At 68.7% G+C, this 25,261-nt stretch carries 22 protein-coding genes; 11 read left to right on the top strand and 11 right to left on the bottom strand.

Translation table 11 applies throughout. From position 1 onward, the window contains the following. Nucleotides 1–46: 46 nt before the first annotated feature. The 5 genes from H570_RS0102440 to H570_RS0102420 form a co-directional block, all read right to left on the bottom strand. Nucleotides 47–682, bottom strand: coding sequence for a glutathione S-transferase N-terminal domain-containing protein (locus tag H570_RS0102440; protein ID WP_027079364.1), 636 nt, complete (start codon nucleotides 680–682; stop codon nucleotides 47–49). 166 nt (nucleotides 683–848) lie between these two features. Next, on the bottom strand, nucleotides 849–1,577 hold the full coding sequence (locus tag H570_RS0102435; RefSeq protein WP_027079363.1) for a cytochrome c1: 729 nt from the start codon (nucleotides 1,575–1,577) through the stop codon (nucleotides 849–851). A 25-nt stretch (nucleotides 1,578–1,602) separates the two neighbouring features. After that, the gene (locus tag H570_RS0102430; protein ID WP_027079362.1) at nucleotides 1,603–2,874 is read right to left on the bottom strand and encodes a cytochrome b; all 1,272 of its coding nucleotides are present in this window, start codon (nucleotides 2,872–2,874) and stop codon (nucleotides 1,603–1,605) included. 3 nt (nucleotides 2,875–2,877) lie between these two features. After that, entirely contained in the window at nucleotides 2,878–3,513 is a 636-nt protein-coding gene (gene petA / locus H570_RS0102425) for a ubiquinol-cytochrome c reductase iron-sulfur subunit (protein ID WP_027079361.1), read from the bottom strand. Nucleotides 3,514–3,697: 184 nt separating this feature from the next. Next, nucleotides 3,698–4,594: a lytic transglycosylase domain-containing protein gene (locus H570_RS0102420; RefSeq protein ID WP_027079360.1), complete on the bottom strand. Its 897-nt coding sequence runs from the start codon at nucleotides 4,592–4,594 to the stop codon at nucleotides 3,698–3,700. A 163-nt stretch (nucleotides 4,595–4,757) separates the two neighbouring features. On the opposite strand from H570_RS0102420, the gene miaB reads away from it, so the two are divergent. Both miaB and H570_RS0102410 read left to right on the top strand, forming a co-directional pair. Next, complete coding sequence (gene miaB, locus H570_RS0102415) at nucleotides 4,758–6,212, top strand: tRNA (N6-isopentenyl adenosine(37)-C2)-methylthiotransferase MiaB (protein WP_027079359.1); 1,455 nt, start codon at nucleotides 4,758–4,760, stop codon at nucleotides 6,210–6,212. Nucleotides 6,213–6,252: 40 nt separating this feature from the next. Then, nucleotides 6,253–6,519 (top strand): hypothetical protein, encoded by a 267-nt coding sequence (locus H570_RS0102410; protein WP_027079358.1) that lies wholly within the window; start codon nucleotides 6,253–6,255, stop codon nucleotides 6,517–6,519. Between the two features lie 145 nt (nucleotides 6,520–6,664). On the opposite strand, the gene H570_RS0102405 is transcribed toward H570_RS0102410, so the two are convergent. The 6 genes from H570_RS0102405 to H570_RS16035 all read right to left on the bottom strand — a co-directional run bounded on the left by H570_RS0102405 (nucleotide 6,665) and on the right by H570_RS16035 (nucleotide 13,985). Then, complete coding sequence (locus H570_RS0102405; protein WP_027079357.1) at nucleotides 6,665–8,065, bottom strand: DUF1501 domain-containing protein; 1,401 nt, start codon at nucleotides 8,063–8,065, stop codon at nucleotides 6,665–6,667. Nucleotides 8,066–8,101: 36 nt separating this feature from the next. Beyond that, the gene (locus H570_RS16045; RefSeq protein WP_051175996.1) at nucleotides 8,102–9,910 is read right to left on the bottom strand and encodes a DUF1800 domain-containing protein; all 1,809 of its coding nucleotides are present in this window, start codon (nucleotides 9,908–9,910) and stop codon (nucleotides 8,102–8,104) included. Nucleotides 9,911–10,007: 97 nt separating this feature from the next. Further along, nucleotides 10,008–11,111: an ABC transporter permease gene (locus tag H570_RS0102395; RefSeq protein ID WP_027079356.1), complete on the bottom strand. Its 1,104-nt coding sequence runs from the start codon at nucleotides 11,109–11,111 to the stop codon at nucleotides 10,008–10,010. Nucleotides 11,112–11,280: 169 nt separating this feature from the next. Next, nucleotides 11,281–12,222, bottom strand: a complete 942-nt coding sequence (locus H570_RS16040; RefSeq protein WP_051176020.1) for an ABC transporter ATP-binding protein — start codon at nucleotides 12,220–12,222, stop codon at nucleotides 11,281–11,283. A gap of 88 nt (nucleotides 12,223–12,310) precedes the next feature. After that, the gene (locus tag H570_RS0102385; RefSeq protein WP_027079355.1) at nucleotides 12,311–13,279 is read right to left on the bottom strand and encodes an HlyD family secretion protein; all 969 of its coding nucleotides are present in this window, start codon (nucleotides 13,277–13,279) and stop codon (nucleotides 12,311–12,313) included. Nucleotides 13,280–13,355: 76 nt separating this feature from the next. Next, nucleotides 13,356–13,985 carry a TetR/AcrR family transcriptional regulator gene (locus tag H570_RS16035; RefSeq protein WP_036134698.1) on the bottom strand — a complete coding sequence of 210 codons (630 nt, stop codon included), beginning with the start codon at nucleotides 13,983–13,985 and terminating at the stop codon, nucleotides 13,356–13,358. 308 nt (nucleotides 13,986–14,293) lie between these two features. Here H570_RS16035 and H570_RS0102375 point away from each other — a divergent pair, with 308 nt between their 5' ends. From H570_RS0102375 to H570_RS16025, 9 genes are all read left to right on the top strand, one after another. After that, a complete protein-coding gene (locus H570_RS0102375) occupies nucleotides 14,294–15,307 on the top strand; it encodes a PhoH family protein (RefSeq protein ID WP_027079354.1) in 1,014 nt (337 codons plus the stop codon). 30 nt (nucleotides 15,308–15,337) lie between these two features. Next, the gene (locus H570_RS0102370; RefSeq protein ID WP_051175995.1) at nucleotides 15,338–16,306 is read left to right on the top strand and encodes a hypothetical protein; all 969 of its coding nucleotides are present in this window, start codon (nucleotides 15,338–15,340) and stop codon (nucleotides 16,304–16,306) included. Beyond that, nucleotides 16,303–16,800, top strand: a complete 498-nt coding sequence (ybeY, locus tag H570_RS0102365) for an rRNA maturation RNase YbeY (RefSeq protein WP_027079352.1) — start codon at nucleotides 16,303–16,305, stop codon at nucleotides 16,798–16,800. Before H570_RS0102370 ends, ybeY begins: the two co-directional genes overlap by 4 nt. Before the next feature lie 117 nt (nucleotides 16,801–16,917). Then, a complete protein-coding gene (locus H570_RS0102360) occupies nucleotides 16,918–17,790 on the top strand; it encodes a CorC family transporter (protein ID WP_027079351.1) in 873 nt (290 codons plus the stop codon). Continuing rightward, complete coding sequence (locus H570_RS16030; RefSeq protein WP_084499626.1) at nucleotides 17,780–19,057, top strand: lipoprotein N-acyltransferase Lnb domain-containing protein; 1,278 nt, start codon at nucleotides 17,780–17,782, stop codon at nucleotides 19,055–19,057. Before H570_RS0102360 ends, H570_RS16030 begins: the two co-directional genes overlap by 11 nt. Nucleotides 19,058–19,224: 167 nt before the next feature. Beyond that, the gene (locus H570_RS0102350; RefSeq protein WP_051175993.1) at nucleotides 19,225–20,247 is read left to right on the top strand and encodes a magnesium and cobalt transport protein CorA; all 1,023 of its coding nucleotides are present in this window, start codon (nucleotides 19,225–19,227) and stop codon (nucleotides 20,245–20,247) included. Nucleotides 20,248–20,390: 143 nt separating this feature from the next. Further along, entirely contained in the window at nucleotides 20,391–21,791 is a 1,401-nt protein-coding gene (gene hemN, locus H570_RS0102345; protein WP_036134694.1) for an oxygen-independent coproporphyrinogen III oxidase, read from the top strand. A 19-nt stretch (nucleotides 21,792–21,810) separates the two neighbouring features. Then, nucleotides 21,811–22,563 (top strand): helix-turn-helix domain-containing protein, encoded by a 753-nt coding sequence (locus H570_RS0102340; RefSeq protein WP_027079348.1) that lies wholly within the window; start codon nucleotides 21,811–21,813, stop codon nucleotides 22,561–22,563. A 256-nt stretch (nucleotides 22,564–22,819) separates the two neighbouring features. After that, on the top strand, nucleotides 22,820–25,102 hold the full coding sequence (locus H570_RS16025; protein ID WP_156899804.1) for a nitric-oxide reductase large subunit: 2,283 nt from the start codon (nucleotides 22,820–22,822) through the stop codon (nucleotides 25,100–25,102). The last annotated feature ends 159 nt before the right edge of the window (nucleotides 25,103–25,261 follow it).

The raw sequence follows: 25,261 nt of genomic DNA, 5'->3' as shown, positions 1-25,261 counted from the left end.
TGCCACGCGGCACCCGCGGAAACACCGCACCGCACGCCCGACGGGCCTAGAGCGGTATGTCGCGCAGGTTCTTTTCCTGCGTGGTCAGGCTGCGGGCGAAGCCGGGATTGCGGAAGATCCGGTTGCCGTAATCCTCGATCGCCTTGCCGTCCTTCGGCAGCGGCACGTCGAGGGCCGGCAGGCGCCAGATGATCGGCGCCATGGCGCAGTCGGCCAGGCTCATCTCGGGGTTGAGGAAGAACTTGCTGGCCTTGAACAGCGGCACCGAGGCGGTCAGCAGTTCCTTGAGCCTCTTGCGGGCGGCATCGGCCTGCTGCCTGGTGCCGAACTGGATCGCCTGCACCTGCGGTACCCAGTCATGTTCGATGCGCAGCATCGCCAGGCGCAGGCGGGCGCGCGAAAGCGGGTCCACCGGCATCAGCGGCGGGTGCGGATAGCGTTCGTCGAGGTACTCGCTGACCACGCTGGCCGCGTAAAGCACCAGGTCGCGCTCGACCAGGGTCGGCACCGAGTGGTACGGGTTGAGGTCGATCAGGTCCTCGGGCGGGTTCTGCGGATCGACCGCGATCAGGTCGTAGGTCACGCCCTTGGCCGCCAGCACCAGGCGGACGCGATGGCACAGGACGTCGTCGACGGAGGAAAACAGGGTCAGTGCATTTCGCATACGCGGACTCGCAGCCATCATGGGCCTCTCCAACGACCGGAATCCGCCGGCCGCATCGACGCCGCCCGCGCATCGCGGACGGTCGCCCGGTTCCCCGAGCCATTCCTCCTGCGCAGGCATGGCCGGTGCGAAACCGGGCCACGCCGGAGCCGCGCGCGCGGCCCCGATGGTCGCCTGCGCGGAATTACTTCACGTCGCGCCAGTATTCCTTCTTCAGGAGGTAGGCAAGGAACGTGAAGAACGCCAGGAACAGGATCACCCAGACGCCAAGGCTCTGGCGCTTGAGCGCGGCCGGTTCACCGGCGTACTCCAGGAAAGTGGTGATGTCACGAACGGTCTGGTCGAACTCGACCTTGTTCTGGGTGCCGGGCTGCGCGATCTCGAGCCGTTCCACCGGCGCTTCGCCAGTGGCGGCGTCCTTCTTGCCGTAGACCGGACGCTGCAGTCCCTGCATTTCCCACAGCGGGTTGGGCATCGAGGCGTTGGCGAACAGGGTGTTGTTCCAGCCCAGCGGGCGCGACTCGTCCTGGTAGAAGGACGTGAGGTAGGTGAAGATCCAGTCGCTGCCGCGCACGCGCGAGATCACGCTCAGGTCCGGCGGCATCTTGCCGAACCACTGCGTCCCATGCTCCGGGGTCAGGGCGACCTGGATCTGCTCGCCGAACTTGGCGCCGGTGAAGTTGAGGTTGTCCATCACCTCTTCCTCGGTCAGGCCCAGGTCCTCGGCCATGCGCGAGTAGCGCAGGTACTTGAGCGAGTGGCAGCCCGAGCAGTAGTTCATGTACAGCTTGGCGCCGCGCTGCAGCGAAGCGATGTCACCGACATCGGTGCCCGATTGCCGCAGGTTGCCACCGCCGGCGGCGAGCGCCGACATGGAAAGCACCAGCCCGCCGGCCAGCAGGAGGGCACGCATGGCCAGCCGCGGAGTCTTGAAGATCTTAGTCATGCATCGTCACCCGTTCCGGCACCGGCCTGGTCTTGTCGAACTTGGTCCACAGCGGCATCGTGATGAAGAACACGAAGTAGAGGAAGGTCAGCACGCGGCCGATGATGGTCTCGACGGGATCGGTGCCGGGGCCGGCACCGATCTTGCCCAGCCACAGGAAGCACACCGTGAACATCGCCAGCATCAGCCACGACAGCTTGCCGCGGTAGCGGTACGACTTGACCGGGCTCTTGTCCAGCCACGGCACCAGGAACAGCACCGCGATCGCGCCGAACATCACCAGCACGCCCCACAGCTTGATCGCGAAGAACGACGGCACCACGCGCAACATCGCGTAGTACGGGGTGAAGTACCACACCGGCTTGATGTGCTCGGGCGTCACCAGGCGGTTGGCCTCGGTGAAGTTGTCGTGCTCGAGGAACCAGCCGCCGAAGGTCGGGGCGAAGAAGATGATGAAGGCCGCGAGGATCAGGAAGAAGCCGACGCCCACCAGGTCCTTGACCGTGTAGTACGGATGGAACGGGATGCCGTCGGCCGGCTTGGCGGCGTCCCAGCGGTTGCCCTTCGGGCCGTGCTTGATGTCCACGCCGTCGGGGTTGTTGGAACCCACTTCGTGCAGCGCACCCAGGTGCAGCACCACCAGCAGCAGCAGCACCAGCGGCAGCGCGATCACGTGCAGGGCGAAGAAGCGGTTCAGCGTCGCGTCGGCGGGCAGGTAGTCGCCCATGATCCATTCGGTCAGGCCGTTGCCGATCACCGGTATCGCGCCGAACAGCGAGATGATCACCTTGGCGCCCCAGAACGACATCTGGCCCCACGGCAGCACGTAGCCCATGAAGGCCTCGGCCATCAGCACCAGGTAGATCAGCATGCCGAGGATCCACACCAGCTCGCGCGGCTTCTGGTACGAGCCGTACATCAGTCCGCGGAACATGTGCAGGTAGACGACGATGAAGAACAGCGAGGCGCCGGTGCTGTGCATGTAGCGGATCAGCCAGCCCCACTCCACGTCCCGCATGATGTACTCGACCGACGAGAACGCTTCGGCCGCGGACGGCTTGAAGTGCATCGTCAGGAAGATGCCGGTGAGGATCTGGTTGACCAGCACCAGCAGGGCCAGCGAGCCCATGTAGTACCAGAAGTTGAAGTTCTTCGGCGCGTAGTACTCGGTCATGTGCTTCCGGTACACCGGCATCATGCCGGGCACGCGCTCGTTGACCCAGTCCCACACGTTGTTGGCGGTTCGCGAAATCACGTTCGACATGGCTTATGCAGCTCCCTTGCCGTTCGTCGGGTCGACACCGATGACGATGGTGGTGTCGTTTTCGTAGTGGTGCGGCGGCACCAGCAGGTTGATCGGCGCGGGGACGCCCTGGAAGACGCGGCCGGCCATGTCGAAGCGCGACTTGTGGCAGGGGCAGAAATAGCCGCCCTTCCATTCCGGGTCGAACGGCTCGGGCTTGATCTCGGCGACCATCTCCGGCGCGCAGCCCAGGTGGGTGCACAGGCCGACCAGCACGGAGATCTCCGGCTTGATCGAGCGCAGTTCGTTGCGGGCGTAGTCGGGCTGCTGGTCGGTGGTGGACTCGGGGTCGGCCAGCCGCGGGTCGAGCGTCGGCAGGATGTCCAGCATCTGCTTGCTGCGCTTGACGATCCAGATCGGCTGGCCGCGCCACTCATCGACCAGGCGCTGGCCTTCGGCCAGGGCGCTGATGTCGACGACCACCGGCGCGCCGGCCAGCTTGGCCCGGGCGCTCGGGTTCCACGACTTGATGAAGGGCACCGCGGCGAACCCGGCGCCGACCGCGCCGACCACGGCCGTGGTGGCGGTCAGGAAGCGGCGGCGGCCCAGATCGACCGTTCCCCCACCTTCGACAGGATCAAGCACTCGTTCATTGGCCATCCGGCACTCCGCAAATCTTTCGGTCGCTAGTCATTGGCTGCCGCGACCGCCCGGAAGGGAGCGGCCGCAAAAGACGACAAAGTGTAACGGAACGCTGAATCGCCCGACAATGCTCTGAACGCGAAGATCCCGTCAGTGGGCCGCCGAACCGGGGCCGGAACCCCGGAAAACGCCGTGCTGGCGGCTAGTTCGCGGTCGCCAGCGAACTGCGGTAGCGCGCGGCCAGGACGCCCACGCGCTGCACGTAGCGCTGGGTTTCGCTGTAGGGCGGCACGCCCTTGTACTTGTCGACGGCCCCTTCGCCGGCGTTGTAGCCCGCTGCGGCCAGGGTCAGGTCGCCGTTGAAGCGCTTCAGCAGCCAGGCCAGGTATTGCACGCCGCCCTGGATGTTCTGGCCGGCGTCGAACGGGTTGCCGACCCCGAAACGCTGCGCGGTGGCCGGCATCAGCTGCATCAGCCCCTGGGCGCCGACGCGCGACAGTGCGTTGGGGTTGAAGGCCGATTCGGCGTGGATGATGGCGCGCACCACGGCCTCGTCCACGCCGTACTGCTTCGCGGCCCTGCTGATTTCCGAGGAATAGGCGGACGTGTTCAACCGCAGCGTGCTGAAGTTCACGCCCGGGGCGCTGGCGCAGGCGAAGCAGGTTTCGAGGAAGCTGTAGCGGATCGTGCGCAGCGCGGTGGCACCGGCCACGCCCTTGGGCGGCTTGCTGGCGTAATGGCGCACGCCGTCCTTGATGTAGGAGTACACCTGCCCCTGTACCAGCCGCGTCGGCTTGCGTGCGGGCGCCGCGGAGGCCACCACGGGCGGCGCGGGCACGGCGGAAGCCGAGCCCGAATCAGAGCCCATGAAGGTGGCCGGCGCATTGGCGTTCACCCCGGCAGGCGCCGCAGGCGACGTGGCCGGGCGCCGCGGGGCGGGACTGGAATGGGCGATGGCGACGCACTTGGCGCCCGCGACCCGCTTGCTGACGTAGCTGCGGGCGCCGTCGGGCGCATCGCAGCGATACAGCGTGCCGGCCGCGGCCGGAGCGGCCAGCAGCAGGCAGGCGACCGTCAGTAGTGCCCCGACTCCCCTCATCCTGCCCCCCTTCATCGCGCGGAGTGTCACCCGTCCCTCCCTTCTTGCCAAGTCTCTGGATGGTCAAACGTGGCCCTGCGCCGTGGCAGGACGTGACCGATTACACTGATTGGACCTTTTCCAGCCATCCGGCGCGGACTAATCGCCGCCTCCCGGGCCCGCCATGACCGAATCCCAGTTCCCGGCCGACGCCGCCCCTGCCCCGTCCGCCTCGCATCCTGCCGGCAGCAAGTCCGCGCCAGCCGCCGGCTCGCCGGCCGGGAAGCTCTACATCCAGACCCACGGCTGCCAGATGAACGAGTACGACTCGGCGCGGATGGCCGACGTGCTGGCCGCGGCCGACGGCCTGGAACTCACCGACGACGTGACCGAGGCCGACGTGGTCCTGGTCAACACCTGCTCGATCCGCGAGAAGGCGCAGGAGAAGGTGTTCAGCCAGCTGGGCCGCTGGAAGTCGCTGAAGGCGGACGGCAAGCCGGTGATCATCGGCGTCGGCGGCTGCGTGGCCTCGCAGGAGGGCGCGGCGATCGTCAAGCGCGCGCCCTACGTGGACCTGGTGTTCGGGCCCCAGACCCTGCACCGCCTGCCCGAACTGATCCGCGCCCGCCGCGAGACCGGCACCCCGCAGGTCGACATCAGCTTTCCGGAGATCGAGAAGTTCGACCGCCTGCCGGAGCCGCGCGCCGAAGGCCCCAGCGCCTTCGTCTCGATCATGGAAGGCTGCTCGAAATACTGCTCGTTCTGCGTGGTGCCCTACACCCGCGGCGAGGAGGTCAGCCGGCCGTTCGAGGACGTGCTGGTGGAAGTGGCGCAACTCGCCGCCCAAGGCGTGCGCGAGGTGAACCTGCTCGGCCAGAACGTCAACGCCTATCGCGGGCCGATGGCGCCCGCCGAAAGCGGCGGAGCCGACGAGTTCGCCGACCTCGGCCTGCTGATCCGCACCATCGCGCAGATCGACGGCATCGACCGCATCCGCTTCACCACCTCGCATCCGCTGGAATTCAGCGATTCGCTGATCGAGGCCTACCGCGACGTGCCGCAGCTGGCCAACTACCTGCACCTGCCGGTGCAGTCGGGCTCCGACCGCATCCTCGCGGCGATGAAGCGCGGCTACACCGCGCTGGAGTTCAAGCAGAAAATCCGCCGCCTGCGCGCGGTGCGGCCCGGCATCTCGATCTCGTCCGACTTCATCGTCGGCTTCCCCGGCGAGACCGAGGCCGACTTCGAAAAGACCATGAAGCTGATCGAGGACGTCGGCTTCGACCAGTCGTTCTCCTTCATCTACTCGCGCCGTCCCGGCACGCCGGCCGCGGATCTCGAGGACCACGTGTCCAGCGAGGAGAAGCACGCGCGGCTGGCGCGGCTGCAGGCGCACATCAATGCGCATTCGGCCGGCATCTCGCAGGCGATGGTGGGCAGCGTGCAGTCGGTGCTGGTCGAGGGGCCGTCGAAGAAGGACGCCAACGAACTGACCGGCAAGACCGAGAACATGCGCTCGGTGAACTTCGCCGGCCATCCGCGCCTGGTCGGCCGGTTCGTCGACGTGGTGATCACCGAGGCACGCACCAATTCGCTGCGCGGCCGCGTCGCGATCGCCGACGGGGGCGCTGCGGCATGAGCAACCTGCCGCTGCACCGCGCGCCGGTTCCCCGCATCCCGTGAACGGACAACCGCCGGACGAGGCGCGGAACGACGCGGCCGCGCCGCGCGCGCCCTCGCTGATCCGCCGCTGCGCACTGGGCATCTGGCTGTGCGGGATCGCGCTGCTGGGCATGGTCGAGTTCCGCCGCTACGCGCAGGCCGGCGAAGGCCTGGCGATGACGCCCGTCGCGTGGATGTGGCTGGCCGGGTCGACCGTCACCGGCATCATCGGCGTCGCGCTGTTGCTGCGCGAACTGCGCAGGAATCGCCGCGCTCCAGAATGATACGAGGGGCTGTCCCTCCATGGCCGGGTAGCACGGCACGCAGCCCTCCTAGGAGCGGCACATGGCCGCGAGCCTTTGGACATTGCATCAACGAAAAGCTCGCGGCCATGGGCCGCTCCTGTGTGCTCCGGGAACGCACGACCCGTCAGGCCGGCTGCATGAATCCCAGGTTGCGGCTGGCGAAGTTGCCCAGGTTCGGGAAGATCAGGTCGATCTCCGATTCGCCGACGCCAAACCAGCGCGCCAGCGTCGCCGCGTACTGGTCGACCGACGTGGTGGGAATGATCTGGCCCCAGCCGGCGTCGTCCGGGCCGTCGTTGGCAAGCACCGGCATCCTTCCGTAGAAGCGCCCGCCGCGCACCGCGCCGCCGGAGACGAAATGATGCGCGCCCCAGCCGTGGTCCGAACCGTCGCCATTGGACGACAGCGTGCGGCCGAAGTCCGAGGCGGTGAACGCGGTGACGCTGTTGGCGACGCCGAGCTCCACGGTGGCCGCGTCGAAGGCGGTCAGCGCCTGCGACAGCTCCGCGAGCAGGCCCGGCTGGTTCTCGAGCAGGCGGTCGTGGTGGTCGAATCCACCCATCGAGACGAAGAACACCTGCCGCCGCAATCCGAGCGTGGCGCGCACGCTGATCAGGCGCGCCACCATCGACAGTTGCGCGCCCAGCGAACTGCCGGGGAACACCGTGGCCAGCTGCGGCGCGCCGTCAAGCGCGTCGGCCATCGCCTCCGCGTTGTCCATGTAGCGGTTGAACGCGGACGCATAGCCGCGCTCCAGCGGATTGGCCTGCGTTCCGGGCGCCATCAGCGGCATGAACCCGGCGCGGCGTTCGGCGTTCCACTGCAGGTCGCCGATGTTGCGCGGGCCGCCGCTTCCGATCACGTACTGGTTGCTGAAGGCCGCCCGGCCCAGTTCGCTCTCGAAGTTGAGCGAGAGCGCCATCGGGATGCTGGCGCCGGGATTCGCGTCCTGCAACAGGTCGGCGATGCGCCCGCCCCAGCCGAGGTTGCGCGCATCGTCCGAGCGCGAGGTCTGCCAGTAGGTTTGCTGGTCGTTGTGCGAGAACAGCTGCGGCGGCAGCGCTGCGGTTCCGGACTGGTACCGCGCCTTGGTCACCGGCGTGACCAGGGTGCCGACGTTGCCGAGGATCGCCGCGCGGCCCTTGTTGAACAGCCCCTGCAGCCCCGCCATGCCGACGGTGTCGCCGCCGCCGGTGGCCGATTGCAGTCCGTAGCTGGCGCCGTCCGAGGCGCCACCCCCTGCCAGCGGCACCAGCGGCAGCAGGTCGGATTGCGCGACCGCCAGGGTCGCGCGCGCCGAGGCGTACTGCGCGTAGTGGGTCGCATCGCGCGGGACCACCATGTTGAGGGCGTCGTTGCCTCCGTACATGAAGACGCATACCAGCGCCTTGTAGTCGCTGAAGGCGTTCGGGCCGTAGCCGCCGATCGCCGCCTCCAGCAGCTTCAGGTTGCCCATCGCGCTGTACAGCCCCACGCCGCCCAGTGCGGTGCAGATCGACCTGCGCAGGAAGTCGCGTCTGTTCATTGTGTCCGGCTCCGGGGCACGCTCATGCCTGCATGCTCATTTCTGCACGATGTATTCGGGCGAGTTGATGATGAAGTACAGCGCTTCCTGCACCCGGTCGCGCCCGCCGTTGGCATTGGGAATGGCGTTGAGCCGCGCCAGCAGCCGCTGCCGCATCGTTGGCGACATCTGCCCTGACATGAACAGCAGGTTGTAGCGATCCAGCAGCGCCCCGGGCGTCGCAGCCAGCGGCGCGTCGCGGGCAAGGTTGACGCTGATGTCGTCCGGGCCGACATCCGGATTGCCTAGGTAGTACTTGAAGATCTCCTCGCCGAACGCGGTCTGGGTCGCGGGGATCACGTTGTCGGTCGCCAGCTGCAGCTCCGGCGCCACCAAACCCAGCATCGTCAGTTCGCCGGTGGGCATGTAGTCGGGGCTGTAGAAGTTGAACACCGAAGGCGCTTCCAGCGGCGCCTGCGACAGGTAGGCCGCCGGATTGCGTTCGGACATGCGCCCGGTGCCGCTGCGCGCGTCGAGCGCGCGCCAGCCGTGGGTCAGGCGCAACAGCGGTTCGCGCACCTTGCCGAAGCCCGGCGGCTGCGCACCCACGTGACGCGCCTCGTCGTCGAGCAGGATCGCGCGCACCACCGCCTTCATGTCGCCGCGCACGCCGCCGCCGTTGTTGTCGAAAGCCGCGGCAACGCGCTGCACGTAGGCAGGGCTGGGATTGCTGGTGACCATGCGCTGGATCAGCTGCCGGCTGATGAAAGGACCGACGTTGGGATGCCCGAAGATATTGTCGAGCGCCGCCTTGAGGTCGCTGCGCGCGGTGCCTCCGGCCGGCAGCAGGCCGTTGGCCAGCTTCACGCCCGGATATTTCAGAAGCTGCTTGCTGTTGAGCGAATCATGCTCGGCCGCGTAGGGCGACATCGGCTGGCGCCACGCCGGCGCGTCGTGCTCGTAGTACCAGCACCATTCGAACCGCGTGTTTTCGCAGCCGGCCATGTTCCAGCCGGTGTAGACATGGGCGAAGCCGCGGACGGTGAACTGGTCGTAGGTCGGGAACTTCCTGCCCTGCGCATCCAGCTTCGGCGTGCCGTCCGGGTTGAGCATGACCAGGCCGACGCTGAACAGCTGCATCGCCTCGCGCGCGAAGTTCTCGTCGGGGCGGATGTTGAGTGCGGGGTTTGGCTTGCGGTTGCCCTGCGTGGACAGGTACACGCCCATTGCCGGATGCAGCGCCACCTGTTCGAGCAGCTGGCGATAGTTGCCGAAGGCGTTGCGCACCAGCACGTCGTAGTAGCTGGCCAGCGCATCGGGCTGGTTGCTCAGTGCCGAGTTCTCGTCCGAGACCACGAACACCTGGCTCAGCGCGAACGCCACCCGCTGGCGCAGCTGGTCGCGGTGCACGAGCGCAGCGTTGAACGGATTCTGCCCGCCGAGCGCATGCATGAACCAGGCCTCCATGCGCGCGCCGTGGTTGAGCTGGTACACGGCGTCCGCGCCGAGCTCGTCGAGGTACTCCACTTCATAGGACGCAGGCAGCGCGAACTGCTCGTCCAGCCAGCGCCGGTAGCCGATGCTGCGCACGTGCGCGATCTCGTCCAGCTTCGGGCCGAAGGTCGCCTGGGCGAGGAAGCGCGCCGCCGCCGCGTCCGAGGTGACTTCGCGCAGGGCGGGCGAAGGCCCCGACATGGGCGGCGCGGGACGCGCGGCGGTCGGCGCAGGCGCAACCGCCTGCGATCCCGGCGGCACCGGCGATTCCGGCTGCGGCACCGACGCACGGAACAGCAGCACGAATACCGCCAGCGGCAGCATCCGCGACGACAGCACCACCCACGTCCAGCGCGTCGACAACCATCCCATGGCAACCCCATCCCCGGTGTGTCGAGGCGATGCTAGCCTGCCGGCCCCGGGGGGAACATGACCGCCGGCACGCTCCGGCCTTCCGAGGCCGGGCGGATCAGTCCAGCCGCTTGCGGAAGCGCAGGATCGCCGCCGCCATCATCACCGTGGTGAACACGAGCAACGCCGCCACTTCCGGCCACAGTTCCACGAGGCTGGCACCGCGCAGCATCACGCCGCGGATCAGGCGCAGGAAATGGGTGAGCGGCAGCAGTTCGGCCAGCCACTGGACCGCGCGCGGCATGCCGGCGAACGGGAACATGAAGCCCGACAGCAGGATCGAGGGCAGGAAGATGAAGAACGTCATCTGCATTGCCTGGAACTGCGACTTCGCGCGGGTGCTGATCAGCAGACCAAGGGTCAGGTTGGCGACGATCAGCAGGATCGACGCGACGTAGACGTCCAGCACGCTGCCGCGCACCGGCACGTTGAACAGCCACATCCCCAGCGCCAGCACCAGCGTGGTCTGCAGCAGTCCGATCGCGATGTAGGGCAGCACCTTGCCGACCATCAGCTCCGAGCGGCTGAGCGGCGTGGCGATCAGCAGCTCCATGTTGCCGCGCTCGCGTTCGCGCACGATGGCAACTGCGGTGAACAGCACCATCGTCATGGTCAGGATCACCCCGATCAGGCCGGGCACGATGTTGACCGCCGAGCGCCGCTCGGGGTTGTAGAAGCTCACCACGCTGACCTGTCCGGGGCCGCCGCGCTCGTTCTTCGCGTTGCTGGCCGGCCGGGTGTCCAGCGGCAGCTGCGCAAGCTGCATTGCCGCGCTCTGCACCACCGTATCGCTGCCGTCGACCAGCACCTGCACCGCCTCGCGACCGTCGAAGCGGCGGCGTTCGAAGTCCGGCGGGATCACCACGCCAACGCTGATCTCGCCGCGCCGCAGCGCCTCCATCAGCTGTCGTGGCGAAGTCGCGCTCAGCGACGGACTGATGACACCCGTGGCCACCATGTCCATGACCAGCGCGCGCGAGGCAGCCGTGTTGGACTGGTCGGCAATGCCGGCATCCAGCCCGCGCAGGTTGAGGTTGATCGCGTAGCCGAACAGCACCAGCTGCAGCACCGGGATGCCGAGGATCATCGCCAGGGTGACGCGGTCGCGGCGCAGCTGGCGCACCTCCTTGACCACGATGGCGCCGAGGCGGCGGAGGTTCATGGCTGGATCCGCCTCGACCCATCATTCCCGTGCAGGCGGGACTTCGAACCGGCGAACGTCTGGTCGTCCGCGGGCCCTGGTCCAGAGGAACGGGTATCGACGGCAACGCCCATGGGCCTGCGCCCGCGCAGCAACGACGATCGGAACAATCCCGTGGCGCCCAGGGTTCTCATGCCGCATCCGCCTTGCCAGGCCGGTCGCCATCGCTGCTGCCGCTGGTCGCCGACACGAACACGTCTTCGAGGTTGGGTTGCGAGGCATCGACGTGCGCTCGTACGCCCGCCTTTCCGAGGACGTCGCGGATCCGCGCCGCCGCGTCGCCGTTGCGATCGGCCAGCACCCGCAGGCTGTTGCCGATCTGCGCGACGCTGAGCACGCCGGGTACGTCGACCAGCGCCTTCTGCGCGCGCCGCGGCTCGGCGGCGTCGACCAGCACCGTGCGCCCTTCGAGCGCGGCGGTCAGCTCGCGCGGCGTGCCGTCGGCCACCAGCGCGCCGTGGTCGAGGATCGCGATGCGATGGCAGCGCTCGGCCTCGTCCATGTAGTGGGTGGACACCAGCAGAGTGGTGCCGGCGTCGGCGAGGTCGAAGAGTTTTTCCCAGAAGTCACGGCGTGATTCGGGATCGACCGCGCTGGTGGGTTCGTCGAGGAACAGCAGTTCGGGCTCCTGGATCACCGCGCCGGCGAGCGCGAGACGCTGCTTCTGGCCGCCGCTGAGGGTGCCCGCGAGCTGCTTCTCGCGATCGCCGAAGCGGTACTGCTCGACCAGCGCATCGATCCGCGCGCGCGCCTTCGCCTTCGGCACGTCCTGCACGGCGGCGAGGAACTCGAGGTTCTCGCGCACCGTCAGGTCCTCGAACAGCGAGAACTTCTGGGTCATGTAGCCGATGCGGCTGCGCAGCTGCTCGGACTGCGCGGGGATGCGCAGGCCCAGCACTTCGATCTCGCCCTCGGTCGGCGTCAGCAGGCCGCAAAGCATGCGGATGGTGGTGGACTTGCCGGAGCCGTTCGGGCCGAGGAACCCGTACACGCAGGCCTTCGGCACGGACAGGTCGACCCGGTCCACCGCGAGCACTTCGCCGAAGCGCTTGCTCAGGCCGCGGGCGCGGATCGCGAGATCGGCGGCGGCTTGCGCGGGCGCATTCATGGAGCGCAGCCGCTGCGTTCCACCGTCGTTTCCGCCGCCGGGAAGCAAGTGCTCACTGCCCGCCCCCGCCCTCGAATTCCACCCGCAGCGGCACGCCGGCAGGCAGCGCCGCGGCGTCCTTGTCGAGCTGGATCTCGGCCAGGTAGCTCAGCCGCGCGGCGTCCGCGCCGGCCAGTGCGTAGTACGGGGTAAAACTGGGCTCGCTGCGGATCATGCGCACCGTGCCAGCCAGCGCCGCGTCGCGGCCATCGACGAACACGCGTGCGCGCTGGCCGACGGCGACGCCTGTGCGGATCGGTTCGGGCACGTACACCCGCGCGTACGGCGCGCCGCCGACCAGCATCACCACCAGCGGCGCGCCCACCGGCGCCTGGTCGCCGAGCTTGTAGGGAATGCTGTCCACGCGGCCGGCGCGCGGCGCCACCAGGTCCAGTTTCTGCAGGGTGGCCTGTTCGGCTTCGGCCTGCGCCTGCGCGGCCTGCAGCGCCGCCTCGCCCTGGGCGATCTGTTCGCGACGGGTGCCGTGTTCGAGTTCCGCGAGCGCGGCCTGCGCGGCGCGCACCTGTGCCTGCGCATTGCCGGCCGCGGCGCGGGCGCGATCGACCTCGGCCGCGGCGACAAGCTGTCGCCTCCCGAGCGGCTGCAGGCGTGCGTAGTAGGCGCTGGCATCGCGCGCCTGCGCCTGCGCCGCGTTGAGGTTGGCGCGCGCCTGGGCGATATCCTCGCTGCGCGGCCCCGCCTGCAGTTCGGCCAGCACTTCGCGCTGCCGCTGCACTTCGGCCAGCGCCGCCTGTGCCTGCGCGCCGGTGCGGGTGCGCTCCAGCGTGAGAAGTTTCGCACCGGCCTCGACCCGCTGCCCTTCGCGCACGTCGATCGAGACGATGCGCTCGGCCACCGGCGCCGGCAGGGTGACGCGGTCGAATTCCAGCGTGCCCAGCGCCTGCGGCGCGTCGTGGCGACAGCCCGGCAGCAGCACCAGGCCCATTGCCAACACCAGGAACCGGTTGCCAGGGGTTGTCATCGAAGTCTCCACCCGCGGCACTCCTGCAGACTCGCGCGGAGGGCACAGCGGGAATCGCGATGGGAGCGGAAGTGCTTCATTTCGCCGAAGGCTTCAGCTCGAGACCGCGGTCGAGCAGCGCGATGGCATGCCGGCGCACGTCGTCGAGGCCGAGGTCGTCGGCTTCGAACAGCGCGCGCCAGATCGGCGCGCCCGCCGCGGGCAGCAGGGTCAGGCCGACCAGCGAGGTCATCAGCAGGCGCGGGTCGAGGTCGGGGTTGAGTTCGCCGCGCGCCTGCGCCGCGGCGAACCGGCCGGCGATCGTGCGCGCCAGTTCGGGCGCGATCCGCGTCAGCAGCAGATCGCGCAGCGCGCCGCCCTCGCACAGCACTTCGCGCACCCACAGCTGCGGCCACCAGGGATGGCGCTTCATCGCTTCCGTCAGGCCGCAGACGAAGGCGGCCACGGTGTCGGCGACGTCGTCGCCGGCCGCCGCCACGCGCTCGCGCACCACGGCGAACGCCGGCAGCATCCGATCCTGCACCAGCGCCTCGACCAACTGCGCCTTGTCTCCGTAGTAGTAATGCAGCAGCGCCGGGGTGACATGCGCCTGGGTGGCGATTTCGCGCAGCGACGTCGCGGCGATGCCCTTGGTGGTGAAGCAGGCGATGGCGGCATCCAGCAGTGCCTCGCGAACGTCGCCGTGTCGCTGTCCCTGCTTGCGCACGGGCCGACCGGGCGCGCGCTTGGCACCGGGCTGGGCACCGGGCTTTCCCGGCTTCGCGCCGTCTGCCGCCGCACCCTTGCGCGTCGGCCGGCGTCCGGGTGCAGGCGCGGGAGCCGCTTTCGATGTCGCGGCCCGTTTCACGTGCCCCGCGGGCGTCCCGGATTTGCTTCGAGTCGGCATGGCGGCAAAATTTAATTCTTCAATTAATTAATTGCAAGGGGCGCGAATCGACGCCGCTCCGTGGCCATGCGTGCCCGCCGGCGCTACCCTTGCCATCCCCCGCCGACCGCCGCTTTCCGCGCGCCCGCATGCCCAATCCCCACCAGCGCGACTTCACCCTCGAACCCGACAACGCCGAACACCTGGCCAACTTGGCCGGCCCGTTCGACGGCCACCTGCGGCAGATCGAACTGCGCCTTGGCGTGGAGATCGCCAACCGCGGCAACGTGTTCCGCGTCACCGGCCCGGAAGCCGCGCCGGTGGCGCAGGCCGAACGGCTGCTGCGCACTCTGTATGCCGAGGCCGGCGAGGAGACGTTCGACGGCCAGTCGATCAACCTGCGCATGAACGCCGCCGGCGCGGGCGCCGACGCCGATGCCAGCGCCAGTGCGTCCAGCGGCAGCGGCGATTACGTTCCGCAGGAAGTCGCGATCCGCGTGCGCCGCGGCACTGTCCGCGGGCGCGGCCCCAACCAGCAGAAGTACCTGCACGCGATCGCCACCCACGACATCAACTTCGGCGTCGGCCCCGCCGGCACCGGCAAGACCTTCCTCGCCGTGGCCAGCGCGGTCGAGGCGCTGAACGAATCGCGGGTGCAGCGGCTGGTGCTGGTGCGCCCGGCGGTCGAGGCCGGCGAGAAGCTCGGCTTCCTGCCCGGCGACCTCTCGCAGAAGGTCGACCCGTACCTGCGCCCGCTGTACGACGCGCTGTACGAGATGCTCGGCGTGGAGAAGGTGCTCAAGCTGCTGGAGAAGAACGTCATCGAGATCGCGCCGCTGGCGTACATGCGCGGGCGCACGCTCAACGACGCCTACGTGATCCTCGACGAAGCCCAGAACACCACCATCGAGCAGATGAAGATGTTCCTGACCCGGCTGGGCTTCGGCAGCACCGCCGTGGTCACCGGCGACCTGACCCAGATCGACCTGCCCAAGCACGTCAAGTCCGGCCTGCGCGATGCAGTGGAAGTCCTGCACGAGGTGGAAGGCGTGAGCTTCACCTTCTTCGAGGCTCGCGACGTGGTCCGGCACCCGCTGGTGGCACGCATCGTCAACGCCTACGAGCGCCGCGATGCGCAGGATGCCGCCACGGGACCGGCGTAGACTGCAGGATCCGCCCTCGCACCGCCCGCCATGATCCGTCCCGTGTTCCTGAGCGCCGCCTCCGTGATCGCACTCGCGTCCGCGCTGTTCGTGCCCGCTGCCGACGCGCGACAGGAACAGGCACCGGGCGAGCGGAAGGCCGAGGCCCGGCCATTCATTGAAACCAGTTACGTGATCGCGCCGGAGCGGATCGGCGAGTTCGTCATCGAAGGCAGCAGCTACGACGCTGCGAACAAGTATGCCGGTGCCGGGTTCCGCTATGCCCTGCCGGGCCACCAGGAAACCCGCTTCGACGTCTACGTCTACCCCGCGGGACGCTCGGCCGAGGCCGACGCCGTCGAACGCGGGATGGTCGAGTTCAAGGCGGGATTCGCGGAGGCCGAGGAGGCCGGCTACTACGGCAACGTGCGGATCGTCGAGGAAAGCGACTTTACGCTGGAATTGCCGGGACCGGAGCCCGGATCAGCTTCGCCCGGCGACATGGCAGCGGACGCCGCCGCGCCGACCCGCGACGCGTCGGAACGGGAAGCGCCCGGCGAGCTCGACACCGGGGAGGCTGCCCTCGCCCGCATGCTGCTCGAAGCCAGCCAGCACACCGGGCGCCGCGTGAGCGTGCAGCTGGACCTGTTGCCGCAGGGCATGCCGATGCATTCCGACGGATACCTGTTCCACAAGCAGCTCTACTTCTTCAAGGTGCGCGTGTCGGCGGCGCGCGAGCGCATCGACGACGCCGGCTTCCGGGCCTTGGCCGACCGCGCGGCACGCAGCCTCGTGCCAGCCATCGACGTCGTCAACATCGGCGACTGCGCGAACGCGGTGATCACCGTGGATCCCGACGGCGACCCGCAGGCGATCGCCGAGGCCCTGGTCACGCAGTCCGTGGCTTACCAGCGCGAGAACTGCTTCAAGGACGCGGCGACCGCTGGCATCACGGAGAAGTCGGCGGACGCACGCGTGGTCGAGATCGGATTCGACGCACAGGATTGGCGCGGAAGATGACTCGTGGCCCCGTCCGCCTCGACGTTTCCGTGGGCTACGCCCTGCCCCGCGCCGGCCTGCCGGCGGCGGTGAGTTTCCGCAAATGGGTGGCCGCGGCGCTGGCCGGTCGCATCCGCGAGGCGGACCTCGCCGTGCGCCTGGTGGACGCACGCGAGGGCCGCGCGCTCAACCGCCATTACCGCGGCAAGGACTACGCCACCAACGTGCTCAGCTTCCCGGCCGACATGGCCGAGGGCGTCAAGCTGCCCAAGGGCGTGACGATGCCGCTGCTCGGCGACCTGGTGCTGTGCGCGCCGGTGGTCGCCCGCGAGGCCCGCGAGCAGCGCAAGCGGCTGAACGACCACTACGCCCACCTCACCGTGCACGGCGCGCTGCACCTGCTGGGCTGGAACCACGAGGATGCGCAGGAGGCCGAGTGCATGGAGGCGCTGGAGCGGGAAATCCTCGCCGGGCTGGGCATCTCCGACCCTTACCGGGACGAATTCGACGCCTGAAACGCGCGCGCATGCGCGGCCGTCCATGCCGGCGGAACCGCCATCCCGTTTCACCAGCCCGCCGCCGGGCCGCGCTAGACTCCCCCCGTGGCCCATCCGGGCGCTGACAAGACTGCAATGCCAGAGGACGACAGTAGTACTCCCCACGCCACCGAGATCCCGGACAAACGGCGCTCTTGGCTGGACCGCATCGGCTCGATGCTGTCCGGCGAACCCTCCACCCGCGACGACCTGATCGAACTGCTGCGCGACGTGCAGGCCGATGGCCTGATCGCCGCCGACACGCTGAAGATGATGGAGGGCGCGCTGACCGTGTCCGAGCTCAGCGTGGGCGACGTGATGATCCCGCGCTCGCAGATGGTGATGCTGTCGGCCGACGAGAAGTTCATCGACCTGATGAAGCACGTCGTCGAGTCGGGGCATTCGCGCTTCCCGGTGCACGGCGACGACAAGGACGAGATCCTCGGCGTGCTGCTGGCCAAGGACCTGCTGCGCGGCGTGGTCGCCGACAACGGCCCGGGCACCATCCACGAACTGCTGCGCCCGGCGGTGCTGATCCCGGAGTCCAAGCGCCTGGACGTGCTGCTGCGCGAATTCCGCCAGTCGCGCAACCACATGGCGATCGTGATCGACGAGTACGGCGGCGTCGCCGGGCTGCTCACGATCGAGGACGTGCTCGAGCAGATCGTCGGCGAGATCGACGACGAGCACGACGATGCCGAGGATCCCGGCGCGCTGATCGCCGCACAGGCCGACGGCCAGTACGTGGTCGACGCGCTGACGCCGATTTCCGACTTCAACGAACGCTTCGGCGCCGACTTCGACGACGACGAGTACGACACCATCGGCGGACTGGTCACCGCGGCCATCGGCCACCTGCCCGAAGCCGGCGAGGAACTGGCGCTGGGCCGCTTCGGTTTCCGCGTCGCGCGGGCGGACGCGCGGCGCCTGCACGCGCTGCTGGTGAGCATCCACGGCGATGACGACTGAGTCGCGGCGGCCGCTCTCGGCGCACTGGCATCCCGCGTCCTGCCTTCCCGCCGCGGCACGCGCGGGCACTCGCCTGTTGCTGGCATTGCTGCTGTCGGCGCTGGCCTGCGGGGCCGCGCTGGCCTCGCCTGCCCCGCGCATCGGCGTGGCGACGATGCAGCCGGGCACGGTGTTCTTCGAGCGCTTCGGCCACGACGCGATCGTGGTCGAGGACGCGGTGACGGGCACGGCCACGTCTTACAACTTCGGCTTCTTCGACCCCGATGAATCCGACTTCATCTCCAACTTCGTCTACGGCCGCATGCGCTACCGGCTGCAGGCGCTGCCGTTCGCCGACGACATGGCCTACTACCGCGACGTCGGCCGCGGCGTCTCGATCCAGTGGCTTAACCTCAGCGACGGCGAGGCCGCGCGCCTGGCCGCGGCGCTGGCCGAGAATGCGAAGCCCGAGAACGCACGCTACGGCTACGACTATTTCACCGACAACTGCGCCACCCGCGTACGCGACGCGCTTGACGCAGCGCTGGACGGGTCGCTCAAGCGCCAGATCGAAGGCCGTTCGCACGGCAGCACCTACCGCAGCGAATCGGTGCGCCTGGCCTCGCCTGCGCCATGGATGTGGCTGGGCTTCGACATCGGCCTGGGACCGGCCGCCGACCAGCCGCTGTCGGTGTGGCAGGAGTCGTTCGTGCCGATGCGCCTGGCCGACGCGCTGCGCGAAGTGGACGGCAGCAACGGCCAGCCGCTGGTGCTGGCCGAGGAAAAGATCCTGCCGCATCGCATCGCGCCGGAACCGGCCGAGGCGCCGCGGCCATGGTGGCCGTGGATGCTGGCCGGGCTCGCGATCGCAGTGGCCGTGGTGCTGGCCGCACGCCGCGCGCCGCGCACGGTCGCCGCGTGCGCACTGCCGTTGTGGGGGCTTTGCGTGGTGCTGGGCGCCTTGATGCTGTTCCTGTGGATCTTCACCGCGCATCGCTTCGCCTGGGGCAACCACAACCTGCTGCTGTTCAACCCGCTGTGCCTGCTGCTGCTTCCCGGCGGCTGGCGCATCGCGCGCGGACGCGCGGCCGGACCGTGGTTCGGGCGCTGGCTGGCGGTCGTCCTCGCCTGCTCCATTGCGGCCCTGTTCCTGCTGTGGCTGCCGGTGATCCCGCAGCGCAACGCATCGTGGATCGCGCTGCTGCTGCCGGTGCATGCGGGGCTGTGGCTGGCGTTGGGCAGGGGTGCGACGCGGCTGCGTCACGAATTCGAAGCGTCGGGGACGTAGATCGGGATTGCACCCCCGGCATTCGCCAGCCCGGACAGCGCGGGGCTGCGGCGCGAATCCATGCGTGGCGAATCCAGCCGCCGCGAGGATCTCGTGCGTCGGGGGCGTCGCCCCGCCCTGCGCCGGTGTTACTTGTCGGCCCGGCGCGGTAGGGGCACGATGACTGCATGACCCCGATCACCGACACCAGCCGCGCAGCCGCGCGCCCCGACGTCCCCGCCTGCGTGGTCAATGCGTCCGTCTACGACACCAGCGGCAAGCTGCGCGACATCTCGCTCGACGAGATCAGCGACGTGCTGGCGAACGAAGACGGCAGCTTCGTCTGGGTCGGCGTGTACGAGCCCGAAGGCGCCGTGCTCGACAAGCTGCAGGAAGAGTTCGACCTGCACGACCTCGCGATCGAGGACGCACGCAACGCACACCAGCGGCCCAAGCTGGAGGCCTATGGCGACTGCCTGTTCATCGTGGTCAACACCGCGCAGGTGGTGGACGAACGCATCCGCTACGGCGAGACCCACGCCTTCCTCGGACCGCGCTACCTGGTGACCGTGCGCCACGGCGCATCGCTGTCGTACGCGCCGGTGCGGGCGCGGGTCGAGCGCGAGCCGGAACTGCTGGAGCTCGGGCCGTCGTACGCGCTGTATGCGGTGCTCGACGCCGTGGTCGACAACTACCTGCCGATCGTCGACGAGTTCAAGCATACGCTGCTGGCGCTGGAGAAGGACATTTTCACCGAGGATTTCCGCCGCGGCACGATGGTGCGGCTGTACGACCTCAAGCGCGAACTGACCTACATGCGCCTTGCAGTCACCCCGCTGCAGGACGTGCTGTCGCAGCTGGTGCGCTCGCCCAGCGCGCTGCTCGTCCCCGAAGTGAGGCTGTACTTCCGCGACGTGCTCGACCATTCGGTGCGCAGCAACGAGACCATTGACGCACTGCGCGACATGCTTGGCACCGCGCTGGGCGTGAACCAGGCACTGGTCACGCTGTCGCAGGGCGAAGTGGTCAAGCGCCTGGCCGGCTGGGCCGCCCTGCTGGCCGCGCCGACGCTGGTGACCAGCTGGTACGGCATGAACTTCGAGCACATGCCCGAACTGGGCGGGCGCTACAGCTACCTGATCCTGATCGGCGCGCTGGCGCTGGGCTGCTTCGGCCTGTACCGCTACCTGAAGAAGGTGCGCTGGCTGTAGGTCGGAGCTACGCCCCCGGCGCCCGGGATCATCGACATTACGGAGCGTCGGGGGCGTAGCTCCGACCCACGGCCGCTCCCACAGGGGCCTCGGATTGATCCGGGTCAAGGCATGCGCCCACGCGCGCGATTACCTTTGCCTGCATGCTCGCCAATCCCACCTTCGACGCCGACCTGCTGCGCCGCTACGACCGGCCCGGCCCGCGTTACACCTCGTACCCGACCGCGCCGCAGTTCGCCGCCGGGTTTGGCGAGACGCAGCTTCGCGAGGCCGCACTGGCCAGCAACGGCGACCCGATCCCGCGCCGGCTGTCGCTGTACGTGCACGTGCCGTTCTGCCTGAGCCCCTGCTTCTACTGCGGCTGCAACCGCATCATCACCCGCGACAAGTCGCGCGCCGGCACCTACCTGGCGCGCCTGTACCGCGAGATCGGCCTGATGGCGGACCTGTTCGACCGCGACCGCGAGGTGATCCAGGTACACCTGGGCGGCGGCACGCCCAACTTCCTCGACGGCGGGCAGCTGCGGGAGCTGATGGAAACGCTGGCCAGCCAGTTCCGCTTCTCGCAGTCGCCTGCGCGCGACATCTCGATCGAGCTCGACCCGCGCTTCGTCTCGCCCGCCGACATCGCCGGCATGGCCGAGCTCGGCTTCAACCGCGCCAGCTTCGGCGTGCAGGATTTCGACCCGGCTGTGCAGGAGGCCGTCAACCGCATCCAGTCGGTGGAGGAAACCCGCGCGGTGGTCGATGCCTGCCGCGCGAACGGCTTCCGCTCGGTCAACATCGACCTGATCTACGGGCTGCCGAAGCAGAACGCCGCGGGTTTTTCGCAAACCCTCGACACAGTGCTCGGGATGCGTCCCGACCGCCTAGCGGTGTACGGCTACGCGCACCTGCCCGGGACGTTCAAGGCGCAGCGGCAGATCCTCGCCGACGACCTGCCTTCGCCACAGGCCAAGCTCGGCCTGCTGCAGCTGGCGATCGAGAAGCTCACCGCCGCCGGATACGTGTACGTCGGCATGGACCACTTCGCCCTGCCCGACGACGACCTCGCCCAGGCGCAGGCGCGCGGCGGCCTGCACCGCAACTTCATGGGCTACACCACCCACGCCGACAGCGACCTGGTGGGCCTCGGGGTCAGCGCGATCAGCCACATCGGCGACAGCTTCAGCCAGAACCCGCGCGACCTGCCGTCCTGGCAGCTGGCGATCGACGAAGGCCGGCTGCCGGTGTTCCGCGGCATGCGCCTGTCCGAGGACGACCGGCTGCGCGCCGACCTGATCCAGCAGCTGATGTGCCAGGCGCAGATCCCCATCAGCGCGCTGGAGCGGCGCTACGCGATCGATTTCCGCAGCTATTTCGCCGATGCGCTCGAGCAACTGGGCCCGCTGCAGGACGACGGGCTGGTGCGGCTCGAGCCCGACCGCATCGTCGCGACCACCCAGGGCCGGCTGTTGTTGCGTAATATTGCCATGTGCTTCGACCGCTACCTGCCACCTGCCGACGACGCCGGCGCCACGCCGCGCTTCTCACGCGCGATCTGACCACGCCGGAGATCCGCGCGTGAGCAATACCGCGTTCCCGCGCGTCGACCGCAGCGTGCTCGCCGACGACGGCGACGAGCTGAATTTCTGCTCGACCTGCGCGTTCTCGCAGGCCTGCCTGTCGCAGGGCATGGACAAGTCCTCGCTGCAGGACCTGCACATGCTGGTCGAGCACATCGGCCCGCTGCACGCGGGCGAACACGTGTTCCGCGTCGGTGACCCGTTCGAGGCGATCGCCGCGGTGCGCGCCGGCACGGTGAAGACCTACGTCATCGACCGCGACGGCCGCGAGCACGTGCTGGGCTTCCACTTCCCCGGCGAGGTGATCGGCCTGGACGCGATCGACGGCGACACCTACCCGTGCAATGCAGTGGCGCTGGACACGGTGATGCTGTGCCGGTTCTCGTTCCCCAAGATTTCGGTGCTGGCCGCGCGCCTGCCCGGGTTGCAGCAGCACCTGTTCCGGCTGCTGAGCCGCAGCATCGGCCGCGCCGCGCTGCTGGCCGGCGATTTCAGCGCGGACGAGCGCATGGCCGCGTTCCTGATCGGCATGTCCGACCGCCTCGCGGCACGCGGCTTCTCGCCCAACCGCTTCGCGCTGACGATGCCGCGGACCGATATCGCCAACTACCTGCGGCTGGCGCCGGAAACGGTCAGCCGCGTGCTCAAGCGCTTCCAGGAAGACGGCCTGCTGCAGGTCGAACGACGCGAACTGGAACTGGTCGGCCGCGAGCGGCTCGAAGCGCTGGCCGCGCCGGTGCTGCGGCACTAGACGTTCGCGGGGGATTGCGCGGCCTCGCGGCGGCGCAGCCGGCCGGAAGGCAGCCTCGACCACGCACTGCTCCACCCACGACCTGCAGGCACGCGCCCGCAGGCCCAAGGCTGCCCTCGCACGGGCCTGGCCTTCGCGCACTCCCGGCACGCGGCACGCGAGCTCGCCCCTGCTTGATTCAAATCAACATGCCGCCGCCCACGACTGGCGAAGATGGCGCACCTGTCCGGGAGAATGAGTCATGGAACCCAAAAGCGTGCAGATCACCAGGCGGCTATGGTGGGGCCTTGGGGCCCTGCTGGTCGTCAGCTTCGGCATCATGTTGTGGATCGGCAAGGACATCTACCAGACCGCGCCGCCGATGCCGGAGCAGGTGGTAACCGAAAGCGGGCAGGTGGTCTTCACCCGCGCGGACATCGAGCAGGGCCGCCACGTCTGGCAAAGCATCGGCGGCCAGCAGAACGGCTCGATCTGGGGCCACGGCGCACTGATCGCGCCCGACTGGTCGGCCGAATGGCTGCATCGGGAGGTCATGGCGATGATGGGCCTGCGCGCACGCGCGGAATTCGGCCTGGCCTATGACGCACTGAACGACAGCGAGAAGGCCAAGCTCCAGGCCGAGATCAAGCCGGAGCTCCGCCGCAACACCTACGATCCCGCCACCGGTTCGATCGTCGTTTCCGACGAGCGCGCGCAGGCGATCACGCAGGTGGCCGCGCACTACATGAGCGTGTTCTCCAACGACCCGGCCACCGCCGACCTGCGCGAAGCCTACGCGCTGCGCGAGAATCCGGTGCCGGATCTCGAGCATCGCCGGATGATGACCGGGTTCTTCTTCTGGGCCTCCTGGGCCACGGTCACCGATCGTCCGGGCGACGTGAAGTCCTACACCAACAACTTCCCGCACGAGCCGCTGGTGGGCAACGTCCCCACTGCCAGCAGCTTCATGTGGTCGATGTTCTCGATCCTCTTCATGATCGCCGGCATCGCGCTGCTGGCCTGGCACTACGCGGTCTACCACGGCAAGGAGAAGCCGCTGGTGCCGCCGGCCAGGGACCCGGCGCGCGCCATCGCGGTGACGCCGTCGATGCGGGCCACCGCCAAGTATTTCTGGGTGGTGATGGCGCTGTTCCTGGTGCAGATCCTGATGGGCGCGACCACCGCGCACTACCAGATCGAAGGCCAGGAGGCCTACGGCTTCCAGCTCGCCGAGTACCTGCCGTACGCGGTGACGCGCAGCTGGCACACGCAGCTGGCGATCCTCTGGATCGCGACCGCGTGGCTGGCGACGGGCCTTTACCTTGGCCCGGCGATTTCCGGGCATGAGCCGAAGTACCAGCGGTTCGGGGTCAACTTCCTGTTCGTCAGCCTGATCATCATCGTGGTCGGCTCGTTCGCCGGGCAGTGGTTCGCGGTGATGCAGAAGCTCGGCCTGGCCAACAACTTCTGGTTCGGCCACCAGGGCTGGGAATACACCGACATCGGCCGCTTCTGGCAGATCTACCTGTTCATCGGCCTGATGCTGTGGCTGCTCCTGGTCGGCCGCGCACTGTGGCCGGCACTGCGCAGCAAGACCCACGAGGCGCGCCACATCGCCGCGCTGCTGTTCCTGTCCACCGTGGCCATCGGCCTGCTCTACGCGGCCGGCCTGATGTGGCGCGAGGACACCCACATCTCGATCATCACCTACTGGCGCTTCTGGATCGTGCACCTGTGGGTGGAAGGCTTCTTCGAGGTGTTCGCGGTCGCGGTGATCAGCTTCATCTTCGTCAAGCTCGGCCTGGTGCGCGGCAGGTCGGCGACGATCAACGTGCTGTTCGCCACGATCGTGTTCATGGCCGGCGGCGTGCTGGGCATGTTCCACCACCTGTACTTCGCCGGCGTCGCCACCAGCGTGGTTGCGCTGGGCGCGAGCATCTCGGCGCTGGAAGTGGTGCCGCTGGCGCTGATCGGGCTGGAGGCGTACGAAACCTGGAAGAGCAGCCGTGCCACGCCGTGGATGGCGCGTTACAAGTGGCCGATCATGTTCTTCCTCGCGGTCAGCTTCTGGAACCTCGTCGGCGCCGGCCTGCTGGGCTTCCTGATCAACACGCCGCTGGCGCTGTTCTACATGCAGGGCACCAACCTCACCGCGGCGCACGGCCACACGGCGCTGTTCGGCGTGTACGGCATGCTCGGCATGGGACTGATGCTGTACTGCCTGCGCGGCCTGCGCCCCGACGTGGTCTGGAAGGAAGGCCTGCTGCAGGGCGGGTTCTGGTCGATGAACATCGGCCTTGCGCTGATGGCGATCCTGACCCTGCTGCCGATGGGCGTGCTGCAGCTCGAGGCGAACCTGGAGCACGGCTACTGGTACGCGCGCTCGGCGGAGTTCATGAACCGCCCGATCATCGACCTGCTGGTGTGGCTGCGAGTCCCCGGCGACACGATCTTCTCGGTCGGCGCGCTGCTGGTGGCACTGTTCGTGTTCCGGCTCTGGGTCGCGCCCAAGCGCGAGCCGGAGCCGACGGACGCGATCGAGGCGACGGGCACCCGCTAGCGGAAACACCCGCCCGGGCCGCGGCATTCGCCATGGCCCGGGCGGCACCTGAGCCGCCCCCGGGACCTCTTCAGGGAGGCCCCGGGGGCGATTCGCTTCACGGATCCGTGAATACGCTGCGTGCGCCGGGAAGCCGGCGCTCCGGCACGATCATGGATT

The sequence above is a fragment of the Luteimonas mephitis DSM 12574 genome (assembly GCF_000422305.1).
GTDB classification, from domain to species: Bacteria; Pseudomonadota; Gammaproteobacteria; order Xanthomonadales; family Xanthomonadaceae; genus Luteimonas; species Luteimonas mephitis.
Note: the sequence above shows the minus strand (reverse complement) of the source record. Positions and strands in the feature narration are given on the sequence as shown.

Excerpts from the sequence above, each read along its gene's own strand:
- H570_RS0102430 (WP_027079362.1), bottom strand. The coding sequence starts at position 2,874 with ATGTCGAACGTGATTTCGCGAACCGCCAACAACGTGTGGGACTGGGTC.
- H570_RS0102360 (WP_027079351.1), top strand. The coding sequence starts at position 16,918 with ATGCCAGAGGACGACAGTAGTACTCCCCACGCCACCGAGATCCCGGAC.
- H570_RS0102385 (WP_027079355.1), bottom strand. The coding sequence starts at position 13,279 with ATGACAACCCCTGGCAACCGGTTCCTGGTGTTGGCAATGGGCCTGGTG.
- H570_RS16030 (WP_084499626.1), top strand. The coding sequence starts at position 17,780 with ATGACGACTGAGTCGCGGCGGCCGCTCTCGGCGCACTGGCATCCCGCG.
- H570_RS0102405 (WP_027079357.1), bottom strand. The coding sequence starts at position 8,065 with ATGAACAGACGCGACTTCCTGCGCAGGTCGATCTGCACCGCACTGGGC.
- H570_RS0102420 (WP_027079360.1), bottom strand. The coding sequence starts at position 4,594 with ATGAGGGGAGTCGGGGCACTACTGACGGTCGCCTGCCTGCTGCTGGCC.
- H570_RS16045 (WP_051175996.1), bottom strand. The coding sequence starts at position 9,910 with ATGGGATGGTTGTCGACGCGCTGGACGTGGGTGGTGCTGTCGTCGCGG.
- ybeY (WP_027079352.1), top strand. The coding sequence starts at position 16,303 with ATGACTCGTGGCCCCGTCCGCCTCGACGTTTCCGTGGGCTACGCCCTG.
- hemN (WP_036134694.1), top strand. The coding sequence starts at position 20,391 with ATGCTCGCCAATCCCACCTTCGACGCCGACCTGCTGCGCCGCTACGAC.
- H570_RS0102370 (WP_051175995.1), top strand. The coding sequence starts at position 15,338 with ATGATCCGTCCCGTGTTCCTGAGCGCCGCCTCCGTGATCGCACTCGCG.
- H570_RS0102350 (WP_051175993.1), top strand. The coding sequence starts at position 19,225 with ATGACCCCGATCACCGACACCAGCCGCGCAGCCGCGCGCCCCGACGTC.
- H570_RS0102375 (WP_027079354.1), top strand. The coding sequence starts at position 14,294 with ATGCCCAATCCCCACCAGCGCGACTTCACCCTCGAACCCGACAACGCC.
- H570_RS0102440 (WP_027079364.1), bottom strand. The coding sequence starts at position 682 with ATGGCTGCGAGTCCGCGTATGCGAAATGCACTGACCCTGTTTTCCTCC.
- H570_RS0102395 (WP_027079356.1), bottom strand. The coding sequence starts at position 11,111 with ATGAACCTCCGCCGCCTCGGCGCCATCGTGGTCAAGGAGGTGCGCCAG.
- H570_RS0102435 (WP_027079363.1), bottom strand. The coding sequence starts at position 1,577 with ATGCGTGCCCTCCTGCTGGCCGGCGGGCTGGTGCTTTCCATGTCGGCG.
- miaB (WP_027079359.1), top strand. The coding sequence starts at position 4,758 with ATGACCGAATCCCAGTTCCCGGCCGACGCCGCCCCTGCCCCGTCCGCC.
- petA (WP_027079361.1), bottom strand. The coding sequence starts at position 3,513 with ATGGCCAATGAACGAGTGCTTGATCCTGTCGAAGGTGGGGGAACGGTC.